Here is a 14,061-nt window from a genome sequence, read left to right on the forward strand (position 1 = left end):
GAAAGCATGCGCAAGAGCAACGCGCGGCTGCAGGTGACGCCGGAGGTCGGCACCTGGCTCGCCCGGCGCAGCAGCAAGGTGGCCGACTGGACGATCGCCGAGCTGGCCGCGGCCAAGCGCGGTACCACCGTCTCCGTGGTCATCCCGGCCCGGGACGAGGAAGCCACCGTCGGGGCGATCGTCACCGCCATCCGCGAAGAGCTCCACGGCGTGCTCGTCGACGAGATCCTCGTCGTCGACAGCCACTCCACCGACGCCACCGCCGAAGTCGCCGCCGCGGCCGGGGCCCGCGTCGTCGCGCAGGACGACGTCTTCCCGGAGCTGGACGGCCTGCCGGGCAAGGGTGAAGCGCTCTGGAAGGGCGTCGCCGCGACGACCGGCGATCTCGTCGTCTTCGTCGACGGCGACCTCTACGACTTCACGACCGACTACGTCACCGGCCTGCTCGGCCCGCTGCTGACCGACCCGTCGGTGGCCTACGTCAAGGGCTTCTACCACCGCCCGCTGAACGGCGCGGCGGGCAGCGAACCGGAAGGCGGCGGCCGCGTCACCGAGCTCGTCGCCCGGCCGCTGCTCAACATGTTCTGGCCGGAGCTGGCCGGGTTCGTGCAGCCCCTCGCCGGTGAGTACGCGGGCCGCCGCGAGGTCCTCGAGAGCATCCCGTTCGTCGTCAACTACGGTGTCGAGATCGGGCACCTCATCGACCTGCTGGAGCTGCGCGGCCTCGACGCGCTCGCCCAGGTCGACCTCGGCCACCGCGTGCACCGGCACCAGAGCACGCAGGCGCTGGGCCGGATGTCCGGGCAGATCATGCAGACGCTCTTCGACCGCCTGGAACGCTACGACCGCCTGGTCACGGCGGTCCCGCCGGCGACGCTGCTCGCGCAGTTCCGGCGCGGGACGTCGGCCGATGGCGTCGAGCGTGAGCTCGTCCTGACCGACCTGACGTCCCCGCAGCGGCCGCCGCTCGACAGCCTGCCGGCGCACGCGCTGCGGGAGACGGCGTAGGTCAGGCGGGCACGCGCGCGGGTTGCCACCCGGGCGGGCCGAGCACGTAGCCGGCGCGCTCGCGCCACGTCCGGGCCCCGCGGAGGTCGCGCAGGATCGAGCCGTACTCGTGGAAGCCGACCTTGAGCAGGTTGTACGTGTCGATGTTCTTCGTCAGCCCGTAGGTCGGCCGCTTACCCTCGGGCACAAAACTGCGGAACAGCCGGTCCCAGATGATGAGGATGCCGCCGTAGTTGGCGTCCAGGTACTCGGCGTCGCTGCCGTGGTGGACGCGGTGGTGTGACGGCGTGTTGAAGACGTACTCGAACCAGCGCGGCAGCTTCTCGACCTTCTCGGTGTGCACGAAGAACTGGTAGACGAGGTCGATCGACAGGCCGGTCAGGATCATCCACGGCGGGATCCCGCACAGCGCCAGCACCGACCAGAACGGCAGCTGGAAGTACGGCGTCCACTTCTGGCGCAGCGCCGTCGAGAAGTTGTAGTGCTCGCTCGAGTGGTGCACCTGGTGCCCGGCCCACAGCAGCCGCACGCGGTGGCTGGCGCGGTGGTAGGCGTAGAAGACCAGCTCCTGGCCGAGCAGCATGAGCACCCACGTCCACCAGTCGCGCGGGTCGAACTGGACCGGCGCGAGCTCGAACAGCGCGGCGAACACGAAGAGCATCACCAGCCGGAACAGCGCGTTGACGCCGACCGCGACGGTGCCCATCAGCATGCTCGTGCGGGTGTCGGCCGGGCTGTAGCCGATGACGTTGTCGTCGTGGCCGAGCACGTGCACCGCGACGACTTCGATCGCCACGAACAGCAGGAACACCGGGGTCGCGAACAGCACGGGGTCGCGCAGGTGCGCCAGGAACTCGGCCACGTCGCCTCCTTTGATCTGACCTGACGGTAACTTACCCTGAAGTCACTTTACGCACGGTAGGCTCTCCGGCGTGACGGAGTCAAGGGCGGTCGGGACCAAGGGGATGCCCCGCGAAGAGCGCGAGGCCCAGCTCGTCGTGGCCGGCACCGAGGAGTTCGGCCGCGCGGGCTACGCGGGCGCGTCGATGGTCGAGATCGCGCGCCGGGTCGGGGTCACGAAGCCGTTGCTGTACCAGTACTTCGGCTCGAAGGACGGGCTCTACCTGGCCTGCCTGCACCGCGCGGGCGACCGGCTGACCGAGGGCGTCGCGACGACCATGGCGGCCGGCGGCGACCCGGAGCGGATGCCGTTGAAGGTGCTCTCGGCGATCTTCACGACGTTCGACCACGACCGCTACGCGTGGCGCCTCCTGCGCGACGCGACCGTCCCGGCGACGGGCGGCATCGCGACCGCGGCGGCGGACTACCGGCGCCGCCTGGACGCGTTCGCCCTGCTCGGCGCGACGCAGCTGATGACGTCGCGCGGGCTGGCCGACCCGGTCGACATCGAGGCGATCGCACAGGTGTGGACGGGCGTGGTCGATTCGCTGATCAGCTGGTGGATCGACCGCCCGGACGAAGATTCGGCGGCGATGACGGCCCGCTGCGCGCGAATCATGGAAGGGTTGTTCGGCTGGTGAAATCTGTCCACAAAGGACAGCGCACACTTCGATGGTAGCCTGATACGTCTTCTTTGTCCGTTAATCAGGACACGGAGCGTGGCATTCGAAGATTGGCTTCCCGAACGGCGTAGCGAAACCGCTCCCGTTCGCGATTAATCAGGGAAGCCATCCCGTCGAGAGGTGTCCCATGCCCGAACCAGCCGCTTCCGTCCCGGACGATCCCCGCCTCGCCGCGCGGTTCACCGAGGACCTGCTCGACGGCTGCCGCGTCCTGGCGAAGGATTACGGGTACCGGCCGGCCCAGTTCGAGCGGATGGTGCGCGAGCACGGCGGTGTCGAAGCGGCCCGGCTGCTGCTGCGCGGCGCCGGGACCGCGGGCGGGTTCACCGTGCTCTGGGAGAAGAACCAGCTCGGCCGCAGCTCCGAGGCGACGATGCTCCGCGGGGAGTACGCCGACCTGTTCACGCCCGACGAGCTCCTGCTGGCCCGGCGGCGGCTGGAGGAGCATGGCTTCGACGTCGACGCCCACCTGCGGAGCCTCGCCGAGCAGGGGTAGGGGTGAGCGCGGCAGGGGTGACCGGCGCCGCTCCGGTCACCCCTGCCGCGGCTTTCAGGCAGCCGCGCTGGACTTGCCGCGCAGGACGACGCTGCCGGTCGAGGCGCCCTTGACCGCCGTCTCGACCTGGGCCATCGTCGAAGACGAGCTCAGGCCGGGGACGGTCGCGGTGTTCAGGGCGTAGAGCGTGAACGTGTACGGATGACTGGACCCGCCCGGGCAGGGGCCGAAGAACTTCTGCGCGTTCGCCCCGCTGCCCATGGCCTTCTGCTTCGCGCCACCCTGGTCCGGCACGGTGTAGCCCGCGCCGAGACCCTCCGGCAGTGCGCGAGCCGACGCCGGGATGTCCCAGATCGCCCAGTGCAGCTTGTTGCCGCTGTTGGCGACGTCGGCGAACACGACGGCGTAGGCCTTCGCGCCGGTGGACGCGCCCCACGCGAGCGGCGGCGACGGGTCCTGGCCCGCCGTGCCGTCGCCGGCGCAGGTGTACTTGTCCGGGATCGTGGCGTTATCGGCGAACGCCGAGCTGGTCAGCTTGAAGTCACCCGGCGTCGAGCCGCCCGGGAACTTCAGCCGCACGATCACGTTGTCCAGCACCGACGGCGTGCCGCCGTTCTTGTCGTTGTTCGTCGACGTCAGCCACAGCCCGCCGTCCGGCGTCTTGGTTACCGAGCGTAGCCGGCCCCAGCGGCCGGAGAACAGCGTCGACACCGTGCCGATGCCCGTGCCCGCCGCGTTGATCTGCGTGGCGAACATCTGCTCGCCGGTGACGCCGGCGATGTAGATCCAGTCGTTGACGATCTCGATCCCGCTCGGCCCGGCCTGGGACGTCGGCCAGGTCTTCTTCGGGGCGATGAAACCGCTGCAGCTGCCCTGCGTGCCTTCGCAGCTCGGCCAGCCGAAGTTGCCGCCCTTCTGGATCAGGTTGAGCTCGTCCAGGCTGCTCTCGCCGAACTCCGCCGCCCACAGCTGGCCGCGGGAGTCCCAGGCCAGGCCCTGCGGGTTGCGGTGGCCGTAGCTCCAGACGTACCGCGCGTTGCCGCCGGTGGCGTAGAACGGGTTGTCGCTCGGCGCCGAGCCGTCCGGGTTCATCCGGAGGATCTTGCCGTTGAGCGAGCTCTTGTTCTGCGCGTTGTCACTGTTCTTCGCGTCGCCCACGGTGGCGTACAGCTTGCCGTCCGGGCCGAACTTGATGCGGCCGCCGTTGTGGTAGCGGTTCTTCGCGATCCCGGTCAGCACCGGCGTCGACGTCGAGGACAGCGTGGTGCCGTCGTAGGTCATCTTCACGATCCGGTTGTCCCCGGACGCCGTGTGGTAGACGTAGACCGCGTGGTCGCTCGCCCAGTTCGGCGAGATCGCCAGGCCCAGCAGGCCGCCTTCGCCGTTGGTCCCGACCGCGCCCGGCACCTTGCCCAGCGTCGTCTTCTGGCCGGACGGCGTCACCAGCAGGATCTCGAACCGGTCCCGCTCGGTCACCAGCGCGTTGCCGTTCGGCAGGAAGTCCACCGCCCAGCCGAGGTCGACCTTCGCGATGTCCTTGTCGTACTCCGGGATGCCCCCGGCGCCGCCCGGCGCGCTCGTCTTGGCGGTGACCGCGTTGCTCGCCGCGGAGCTGTTGCCGTCGGGGTCGCGCGCCTTGACCGTGAAGGTGTAGGAGGTGCTCGGGTTCAGGTTCGTCACGGTCGTCCCGAGCGACGTCGTGGTCGCGACCTTCGTGGCGCCCTGGAAGACGTCGTAGCCGGCGACCGTGCCGCCGTTGTCGGTGGAAGCGTTCCACGCCAGGGAAACGCTGTTCGCGGTGACGCCGGTGGAGCGCAGGTTGCCCGGCACGGTCGGCGGGGTGGTGTCGTCGCTCGGCGGCGTGGTGAAGGTGACCACGTTGCTCTGCTGCGACGGGTTGCCCGCGGCGTCGAACGCGCCGACCGAGATGTCGTAGGCGGTGTTCGGGGTCAGGTTGGTGACCGTCGCCGACGTCGTGGTGCCGTCGACGGTCTTGAGGATGTTGCCGCCGCGGTTGATCTCGTACCGCACGACGCCGACGTTGTCGGTCGCGGCGGTCCAGGAGAACGTCGCCGCGGTGGGCAGGACGTTGCTCGCCTGCAGGTTGGACGGCGGCGACGGCGGTTCGCCGTCGCTCGGCGCGGTGAACGTGTCGGTGAGCTTGTCCGCGTTCGGGCCGCCGTTGGCGGTGGTCGCGGTGGTGCGGATCTTGTTGACACCCGCGGTCAGCTGGACGCTCGCGGTGACGGTCTTCCACGTCGTCCACGCGCCGGTGCCGGGGAAGTCGACGGTGCCCTTGTCGCCGCCGTCGACGATCAGCTTCACCGGCCGGTTGTCGGCGGTTCCGTTGGCGTAGCGGAAGGTCAGGGTGTGCGTGCCCGCCTGCGCGGCGTTCACGGAGTATTCGACATAACTGCCGACGACGTTGTCGAAGTTGACGAACCCGGTGCCGGAGTAGCCGGCGTGGTTCGACTCGACGACGCCTTGGGAGATGACGGCGTTCTCGGACTCGTAGTCCGTTGCGGCGGCTGCGAAAGCGCTTACCGGACTGAGCGCGGTGAGGCCGAGCGCCGCGACGGCGGTACCGGCCAGTACCACGCGCCACGGTGGACGGGGTGCCACTGGGAGCCTCCTGCGTGGGTCGGGGGAGGGGGTGACCGGGGCGGAACTGGTCGGCGGACCACCGGAACTGGACCTAATAGTTAGGAAAGTTTCCTATCTATAGGGCAGATCTCACACCCTCCGAGCGGGCCGTGTCAATACTCGACATGGGCGCTCACCCTTGGTGAAGAAGGGTTTCCCGCTCAGCGGTGCGCGTGCCCGGACAGCGGAGTGCCGTCAGCTCGCGACCGCGGCGTTCTCGCCCGCCCAGTCGCGCGGTTCGAGGAAGGAGGCCAGTTCGGCCTCGGCGCTCCCCGGTTCCGGCGTGAACCCCGACTCCCACCGCGCCAGCGGCGGCAGCGCCAGCAGGATCGCCTCGGCGTCGGCCCGCGCGGCGGACGCGGCGCGGAAGAGCGCGGCTTCGACGTACCGGCCACGCCGGTGGAGCTGCCACTGCCGCTCACGCGCCCCGTGCGGCAGGTCCCGTCGCCGTCGCACGATCGGGAGGTACGCGGGCGCGATCGTCGCGATGCCCGCCGCCGTGAACGCGGCCGCCCGCCGCCAGCCGTGCGGGCCGGACGGGCGCAGGTGGTCGAACGCGATGCCGCCGAGCCCGTGCGGCTCGTCGCGGTGCGGCAGCCGGAACCGGTCGTCGGCGGTGCGCTTCGCCTGCGCGTGGAACGCCGGGTCGAGCGAGTCGCAGTGCTGCCGGAGCACGCGGTGGAAGTGCGCCGCGTCCTCGGCGTAGCCGTAGCAGGGAAGGAGCTCCACGGTGCCGCCGAACCACCAGGTGTCCCCGGACTCGCAGTACCGGAAGTGCGCCTGGAACGCGGGGACGTACGGGTTGCGCGGGTGGATCACCACCGACAGCCCGCTGGTGAAGAACCCGCCGTCGTCGGCGGTCGTCACGCAGATCCCGGCGCGCTCGAAGACGTCCCCGTCTTCCAGCAGGCCCGTCCGGCCCCGGCCGAACCGCGCCCCGCCGTCGAGGCGTTCCAGCTCCGCGACCAGCTCGCGCCGGCCGGAGCTCATGATCGCCTTGACGGCGTCGCGTCTGCTGTCCTCACCCGAAAGCATGACCCCCACCCCCGCGGGCGAGGATACCGCGAAAACGAGGTCAGCCGGCGATCTCGGCCCGCGCGATCACCTTGGTGATCTTCGCCCGGACCAGCGACTCCTCGGGAACGGCGTTGCGCTTGCCGTACTCCTCGGCCCGCTCGGCGCCCATGTACCGGCCACCCAGCCTGGTCGCCCAGTCGAGCATCTCGTCGTAGTCGTGGGTCAGGCGCGCCTCGGCGGTGAACTGGATGTAGGAGTACGGCGGTTCCTGGTCGTCGACGACCAGGGAGATCCGCGGGTCGCGGGCGATCGCCTTGCCCTTGAGGGTGTCGGTGCCGGTGGTGAAGACCAGCTCGTCGCCGTCGGGGGTCTCGTCCAGCAGGAACCAGATCGGGGTGACGATCGCGGCACCGTTGGCCCGGACCAGGCCGAGCTTGCCCGTCCGGGTGCCTTCGGACGCGAACTTCCACCACTCTGAACGGCTCATCTCACGCATGAGAGGGACGTTAGCCCGTCACCCGCGCGTGTGCAGAGGGTGGCCGACTAGCCTGGCCTGCTGTGCGAGACGACGACAGGGCCGCGATGGGTCTGGCCGACGAGGGGCTGACGCGCCGCCTCAAGGCGCTGGCCTGCACCGCGCCGTTGCACGACCTGGACGCGCGGAAGGCGAAGCTCGACTGGGCCGACGCCACGATCTACCAGATGGCCGAGATCGCGCTGCACACGATCGACCAGGTCACCATCGCGATGGACTTCGACACCGGCGCCGGCCACGACGAGGTCATCGACCGGCTGCTGCCGTTCATCGCGGCCCAGGCGCCGTCGCGGATGCCCGAGGAGCACGTCCGCGTGGCCAAGTGGGTCCTCGACAACCTGATCAACGTCGGCACCACCGACCGCGGCTTCCGGCGCGTCTACGGCTCGATGGGCCCGGGCGGCTACCAGCGGCGCCAGTTCGACTTCAAGCTGCTCGTCGAGCTGGCCGCCCGCGACGGCGAGGTCTACCTGCGTGCCACCGACGAGGCCATCAACGTCCTGGTCGGGGCGCTGGACACCGACGTCGAGTCGGCGCAGATCGCCGCCGAGGTCAAGCTCGAGAACCTCATCGCGCGCGGTCGCCTCGCCGACGCCAAGCTGGCCGCCGAGCAGGCCCGCTACCGGACCGTCCAGTACGGCGAGACGCTGCGCGCGAAGCTCGACGCGACCCGCCGCGACGTCCGGTCGGTCGACTGGGAGCGCGAGGTCCCGGAGCTGCTCGACAGCGCGCTGTCGCACATCGAGGCCCGCTTCCGCGCCGAGAACGCCATCCTCAAGAACATCACCACCGCCCGCGACGAGACCGAGGACCTCGACCGCAAGCGCCGCGCGGCCGAGCTCGTCGACATCGTCGGCGACTGCATCCGCCGGCACACCCGGCTGCAGTCCCGGCTGGCCGACGCGGGCGCGGTGTTCCGCGCCGAGCAGGACCGCCAGCAGTTCTCCGGCCCGCCCCAGCGCGCGACGCTCGACCTGTTCGGCCAGCTCCTGGTGCCGACGCTCGGGCTGCCGCTGGCCGACGCCGTCGCGCCGGTCGAGCACTTCTTCCACGCCGTCGCGGGCATTTCCCCGCCGGTCGTGCCGTCGCTGTCGTCCCTGGTTTCGCTGCTCCTGCGTCCCGCGCCCGAACGCGACCAGCTCGTCGGCGAGATCCCCGAGCCCGAACTCATGCCCGCCGACATCACCGACAAGTTCGGCGACGACGTCTGGCGCCGGGCCGACGAGCTGCTCGACCTGCCCGAGGTGCCGCGGCGCCTGTCCGGCCTGCTCGACGAGGCCCGCCGCAGCCGCCAGCCCGGGCTCGCCGCCCTGGTCGCGCTGCGCGCGGTGCACGCCTACAGTCCCGGGGTCGGCGCGGCCCGGCGCCAGGGCGACCGGCAGGTCCTGCTGGCCGTCGACGACGGCACCCTGCTCGACGACCCGGACTTCGGCGGCGCCGACCTGCTCCTGTCCACCGCCGCCGTAGAGCGTGCAGACGAAGAAGAGGAAGTCGCGTAATGGCGCTGTCCCACAGCAGCGTGGACGCCGAGGCCGCGGCCCGGCTGGTCGCCTTCGGCATGCGGCCGAAGCAGCTTCCCGCGCGTGACGTCGTCTACGGCGACCTCGTGCGCCGCTACGGCGAGGACAACGCGTTCAAGGCGCTCACCCACGCCGTCGCGGCCGGGCTCGGCCTGATGGTCCTGGAGGTCAACCAGCAGGCCGGCGCGGTCCTCGCGGCCACCGACGAGTCCGTCTTCGAGATCAAGATGGACTCCTACGCCCGCCAGGCCAAGATCCGCGAGCGCCGCGAGACGGAGAAGGTGCTGCACGGCCTGATCCACCTCGCCACCGCCGCGCTCGGCTACCCGCGCCCGGACGACCTCGCCAACGACACCTACATCGGCCGCGTCAGCGTCGAGCAGGTCGACGCGATGGTCCGCGAAGCCGCCCGCATGCTCGACGAACGCGCCGCGGCGGCCGAGGCCAACAACGACCCGCTGGCCGACGCGCCCGAGCTCGAACAGGCCTGGCGCGCCTACACCCGCCGTCCCGCGGCGGCGGCCACCAAGGACGGCCGCCTCGCCGCCGACACCACCCGCGGCATGGTGTCGCGCGCCCTGCGGTTCCTGGCCGAGCAGGGCTTCCTGGTCCCGGTGAGCGACGAACAGGGCGGCACCTACCGGACCACCCCGCGCTACCAGATCCAGGTCCGCGAACTCGCCGCCGACGCCGCCTTCGACGACCTCCTGTCCCTGGACGTCGTGGCCGTCGCGAACGCCGGGGGCACGCTGCGCGCGGCGTCCTCCGACACGCTCTAGAGGGGAATCGATGTACGAGCTTTCGCGGGTCCGCCTGCACTCGGTGGGCCCGTCGGGTGCCCGCTACCAGGACGTCGTCCTCGACTTCAGCGGCGTCGGCGCCAAGATCACCGCGCCCCAGCAGGACGCGCTGTTCAGCGCCGGCATCCACGCGACCGGCCCGGCCGAGCTGCGCCGCCCCTCGCCGGCCAGCGTGCTGTTCCTCGAGAACGGCGGCGGCAAGTCCGTCCTCATCAAGCTGATCTTCTCGGTCATGCTGCCCGGCCGCCGCCAGGTCGTCGGCACCACCAGCACCAAGGTGCTCGAGAAGTTCGTCGCCGCCAAGGACGTCTCGCACGTCGTGCTGGAGTGGCTGCACGTCGAGAGCGGTCACCGGATCATCACCGGCAAGGTCTCCGAATGGCGCGGGCACGTCGTGTCCGCCGACTCCGAGAACCTCGCCGACTCCTGGTACTGCTTCCGCCCGACCGCCGCGCTGGGGCTCGACTCCCTGCCGATGACCCAGGACGGCCGGCTGCTCACCATGTCCGGCTTCCACGACAAGCTCGCCGGCGCCCAGCTGGCCGAGCCCGAGCTGGAACTGTCCTGGACGCGCCGCCACCACGAGTGGACCGGCCGGCTCGACAGCCTCGGTCTCGACACCGAGCTGTTCCGCTACCAGCGTGCGATGAACGCCGGCGAAGGGGAAGCGGCGGACGCGTTCGCCTTCGGCACCGACGACGCGTTCGTCGACTTCCTGCTGCGCGCGGTGATCTCCGAGGACGAGCCGAAGGACCTCGCCGAAGTCGTCTCGACGTACTCGCACAACCTGGCGCAGCGCGGGGATCTGTTGTCCGAGCGCGATTTCGTCGCCGGTGCCCTGGACCTGCTGGGCCCGCTGGCCGCCGAAGAAGGTGTCGCCGCGGAGTCGCGGAAGATCGCCGAGTCCGCCAAGGCCGACATGGCGTCGCTCGCCGGCCGGGTGGTCGCGCGCAACGAGCTGGAAAACGCGCGGCTGTCCGGGCTCGAGGAGCACGTCACCGAGGTCAAGTCCGCGGAGAAGCTCGCCGAGGGCGACCACCGGCGGCTCGCCGCGGGCGTCACGGAGCTGCGCCGGCTCGTCGCCGTGCTGCGCCTGGACGAGGCCCAGGAGGCCCGCAAGCGCGTCGACGCCGAACTCGCTTCGGCGAAGACCGAGGCGGAGGCCTGGCGTGAGACCGCGCGGGTCCTCGACCAGCTGAACTCGGCGCGCAAGGCGAAGGACCTGCGTGAGCTCGTCGGCAGCCGGGAAGAGAAGGCGCGTCCGGCCCTGCAGGCGCGCAACGACGCGGCGTCCGCACTGGCTCGCGGGTTGCACTCGCTGGCGCAGGACGCCCAGCGCCAGGCCGACAAGGCCGAGGCGCACGCGGGCGCGTTGCGCGCCGAGGCGGAGAAGGCCCAGACCGAACGCGACGAGGCCGCCAACCTCGCGGCCGGACGGCGGGCCGAGGCCCGCGGGCTGACCGCGCGGATCACCGAGCTGCGCGAAGAGGTCCAGAACGCCGTCCGCGCCGGGCTGCTGCCGTCGGGCGCCGACGTCGCCGAGGCCGCACGAGCCGCCCGGAGCGCCGCCGAATCGACGTCCGCCGAGCTGACCCGGCGCGAGCAGGAGCTGGACCGCGTCGCGACGGATCTCCAAGCGGCGCAACGGGCCGTCAACGAGGCGCACCAGCTGGCCGGCACCACCCAGGATCGCTTCGAGCGCGCCACCGAGGACCTCGACCGCGCCCACCGTCGCACCGACGCGCTCGCCGCCGAGGGCCGGCTGGTCGAGCTGCTCGGCGCCGACGACGTCGCGTTGGAGAGCGATCTGCCGGTGCTGCTGGAACGGCTGCGCGAGGCGAGCGCGTCCGTCGAGAAGGAGCAGACCGCGCTGCGGATGGAGGAGTCCGCCGACGAGCGGGCCCTCGCCGCGCTGGGGTCCGGCGGGCTGCTGCCGCCGCCGGAGGACGTCCAGGCCGCCCTGGACGCCCTGGAAGAAGCCGGGATCACCGCGTGGTCCGGCTGGCGCTATCTGTCCAAACTGGACGCTGCCCGGCGCTCCGAAGTTCTGGAAAGCCTGCCGCAGCTGGTGTCCGGCGTGCTCCTGAACGACGCCGCGCACGCGGACCGGGCCCGTGAGGTCCTGACGACGCGGCGGCTGCTGCCGAGCGCGATCATCGCCGTCGGCACCACCGAGGCACTGCTCGCCGAGGTGCCCGCCGCGCCCGGCGTCGAGTTCCTCGTGCCGCCGAACCCCGCGATGTACGACGAAGAAGCCGCCGACGCCGAGCGGGAAGCCGTGGCGCGGCGGCACACCGAGCGGCAACGGCGCCTGGAAGCCCTCTCCGCCAAGCTGTCGGCGGACGGCGCCTTGACGTGGAAGCTCACCACCTGGCGCGAGGACTACCCGCCCGGCGCCGTCGCGACCCTGGCCGAGCAGGCCCAGGCGGCCCGGACCGCCCGCGAGACCGCGCGCACCGCGCTCGAGCAGGCCGACGCGGAGTTCGCGCGGCTGAGCGAAAAAGCCGCGTCGCTGCGGGAGCGCGTCCCGGAGCTGCGGGCCGCCGCGGCCGAGGCCGAGGAGAAGGCGCGACGGCTCGGGGAGCTGGGCACCCGCAGCGCGCGGATCGCCGAATGGTCCGAAGACGTCGAGCGCGCCACCGAGGTCGCCGAGCGCGCCGACCTGCAGGCCGCCGACGCCGCGGGCAAGGCCGCGCGGCTGCGTGAGCAGGCGGGGGAGGAGCAGCGCACCGCCGACGGCCACCGCCGCACCGCGACGACCGCCCGTGCTGAGCTGGCCGAGGTCCCGGGCGCGGCCGAAGCGGCCGACGGCCCGGTGCCGGCCGAGCCGGTCGACGCCCTGCGCCGGACCTACCTGTCGGCGTCCGAGTCGTACGCGAAGGTCGAGGTCGGCAGCGACCTGCGGGCCGAGCTGGAGCAGGCCGAGTCGGCCGAAGCCGCCGCGGGGTCGGCCGTCGAGTCCCTCGACGAGGCCGTCCGCGTCCGTGCCGCCGAGCTGCTGGAGACGCCGGACGGCTCCGACGCTTCGGCCCGCGCGGCCGCGTTGGCCCGCGCCCGCCGCGTCGTCGACGGGCTGGAGGACGAGCGGACCGAGGCCATCGGGCTCGTCTCGACGCGGCGAGCCGAGCTGGACGTGCTGCCGCTGCAGAACGGCGTCACCGGCGAGAAGCCGCGCGACATCGAGCACGGCCTGGAGCTGATCGACGCGGCCGGCCTGGAGGTGTCCGTGGCCGCGCGGAAGTGGGAAGAGCTGCAGGAACGCCGGGCGGCGGCCGAAGCGACGCTGGAGTCGGCCCGCAGTTCCGCGTCGGGCTTCTCCCTGCTCGCGGAGTCGATGGCCCACCTGGTCACCGACACGAACGCGGCGGCGTACGACGGCGACGTCGAGACCGCCCGTGCCCAGCACGGCCGCCTCAACGCCACCTTCGCCGAGGCCCAGGAGGCCGCCGACGTGGGGGACCGGCGCGTGCGCGCGGCCGCCGACCAGCTCGCGCAGTACGCGACGGAGAAGCGGTTCGAGAAGCTGAGCACGCCGGTGCGTCAGCAGGTCATCTCGGTCAAGCGCGACCAGCTGCCCGCGCACGCCGCCGAGTGGGCCGAAGCGCTGCGGCCGCGGCTGCGGTCGCTCACCGACGACCTCGCGCAGATCGACCGGCACCGCGGCGGCATCATCACGCGCCTGCAGGGCATGGTCGACGGCGCGCTCCGGACGTTGCGCTCGGCCCAGCGCGTGTCCCGGCTGCCCGACGGCCTCGGCGACTGGTCCGGGCAGGAGTTCCTCCGCATCCGCTTCACCGAGCTGGAGGACAACGCGCTCGTCGAGAAGCTCGGCGAGGTCGTCGACGAGGCCGCCGTCGGCAAGACCGCCGACGGCCGGGACGTCAAGCGCGACGGGCTTTCCCTGGTGCTGCGCGGAGTCCGGGCCGCGGCGCCCAAGGGGTTCCGCGTCGACATGCTCAAGCCGGACTCGGTGCTGCGGACCGAACGCCAGCGCGTCTCGGAGATCCGGGACGTGTTCTCCGGCGGCCAGCAGCTGACCGCGGCGATCATCCTCTACTGCACGCTGGCCGCGCTGCGCGCCAACAACCGCGGCAAGGCCCGCAACCGGCACTCCGGCGTGCTGTTCCTGGACAACCCGATCGGCCGCGCGTCCGCCGGGTACCTGCTGGAGCTGCAGCGGGCGGTGGCCGAGGCGCTGGGCGTGCAGCTCATCTACACGACGGGCCTGTTCGACGCGGGCGCGCTGTCGGAGTTCCCGCTGATCGTGCGGCTGCGCAACGACGCCGACCTGCGGGCCGGCCGCAAGTACCTCTCGGTGGACTCGACGATCCGCAACTCCCTCGACGACCTGGGCGACCCGGACGGCGTCGCGCGGCTGTCGGCGACGCGGATGTTCAGCAAGCCGGCCGAGGACGATTCCGCTGAGGACGAACAAACGGCGTGACGGGAACAACTTCCG

Annotated in this window: 10 protein-coding genes; 6 read left to right on the forward strand and 4 right to left on the reverse strand. The window is 71.8% G+C overall.

Annotation, left to right across the window (positions count from 1 at the left end; all coding sequences use genetic code 11):
• Positions 1–6 precede the first annotated feature (6 nt).
• The gene (locus ACZ7OU_RS21185) at positions 7–1,008 is read left to right on the forward strand and encodes a glucosyl-3-phosphoglycerate synthase (protein WP_470256330.1); all 1,002 of its coding nucleotides are present in this window, start codon (positions 7–9) and stop codon (positions 1,006–1,008) included.
• A gap of 1 nt (position 1,009) precedes the next feature.
• On the opposite strand, the gene ACZ7OU_RS21190 is transcribed toward ACZ7OU_RS21185, so the two are convergent.
• A complete protein-coding gene (locus ACZ7OU_RS21190) occupies positions 1,010–1,870 on the reverse strand; it encodes a sterol desaturase family protein (RefSeq protein WP_470256331.1) in 861 nt (286 codons plus the stop codon).
• 70 nt (positions 1,871–1,940) lie between these two features.
• Here ACZ7OU_RS21190 and ACZ7OU_RS21195 point away from each other — a divergent pair, with 70 nt between their 5' ends.
• Positions 1,941–2,549: a TetR/AcrR family transcriptional regulator gene (locus tag ACZ7OU_RS21195; protein WP_470238368.1), complete on the forward strand. Its 609-nt coding sequence runs from the start codon at positions 1,941–1,943 to the stop codon at positions 2,547–2,549.
• A 169-nt stretch (positions 2,550–2,718) separates the two neighbouring features.
• Positions 2,719–3,087, forward strand: a complete 369-nt coding sequence (locus ACZ7OU_RS21200) for a hypothetical protein (RefSeq protein WP_470238367.1) — start codon at positions 2,719–2,721, stop codon at positions 3,085–3,087.
• A 54-nt stretch (positions 3,088–3,141) separates the two neighbouring features.
• On the opposite strand, the gene ACZ7OU_RS21205 is transcribed toward ACZ7OU_RS21200, so the two are convergent.
• The 3 genes from ACZ7OU_RS21205 to ACZ7OU_RS21215 all read right to left on the reverse strand — a co-directional run bounded on the left by ACZ7OU_RS21205 (position 3,142) and on the right by ACZ7OU_RS21215 (position 7,243).
• On the reverse strand, positions 3,142–5,709 hold the full coding sequence (locus ACZ7OU_RS21205) for a PQQ-dependent sugar dehydrogenase (protein ID WP_470256332.1): 2,568 nt from the start codon (positions 5,707–5,709) through the stop codon (positions 3,142–3,144).
• Positions 5,710–5,925: 216 nt separating this feature from the next.
• The gene (locus tag ACZ7OU_RS21210) at positions 5,926–6,765 is read right to left on the reverse strand and encodes a coproporphyrinogen III oxidase (protein WP_470238365.1); all 840 of its coding nucleotides are present in this window, start codon (positions 6,763–6,765) and stop codon (positions 5,926–5,928) included.
• Between the two features lie 40 nt (positions 6,766–6,805).
• A complete protein-coding gene (locus tag ACZ7OU_RS21215) occupies positions 6,806–7,243 on the reverse strand; it encodes a PPOX class F420-dependent oxidoreductase (RefSeq protein WP_470238364.1) in 438 nt (145 codons plus the stop codon).
• A gap of 86 nt (positions 7,244–7,329) precedes the next feature.
• Here ACZ7OU_RS21215 and ACZ7OU_RS21220 point away from each other — a divergent pair, with 86 nt between their 5' ends.
• From ACZ7OU_RS21220 to ACZ7OU_RS21230, 3 genes are read left to right on the forward strand one after another with little or no spacing between them, the layout of a single operon-like run.
• Positions 7,330–8,781: a hypothetical protein gene (locus ACZ7OU_RS21220; RefSeq protein WP_470257638.1), complete on the forward strand. Its 1,452-nt coding sequence runs from the start codon at positions 7,330–7,332 to the stop codon at positions 8,779–8,781.
• Entirely contained in the window at positions 8,781–9,581 is an 801-nt protein-coding gene (locus tag ACZ7OU_RS21225; protein WP_470238363.1) for a hypothetical protein, read from the forward strand. The genes ACZ7OU_RS21220 and ACZ7OU_RS21225 overlap by 1 nt, the downstream gene beginning before the upstream one ends.
• A gap of 10 nt (positions 9,582–9,591) precedes the next feature.
• Entirely contained in the window at positions 9,592–14,046 is a 4,455-nt protein-coding gene (locus tag ACZ7OU_RS21230; RefSeq protein WP_470256333.1) for a coiled-coil domain-containing protein, read from the forward strand.
• The last annotated feature ends 15 nt before the right edge of the window (positions 14,047–14,061 follow it).

The organism is Amycolatopsis sp. NPDC114505 (assembly GCF_055633615.1).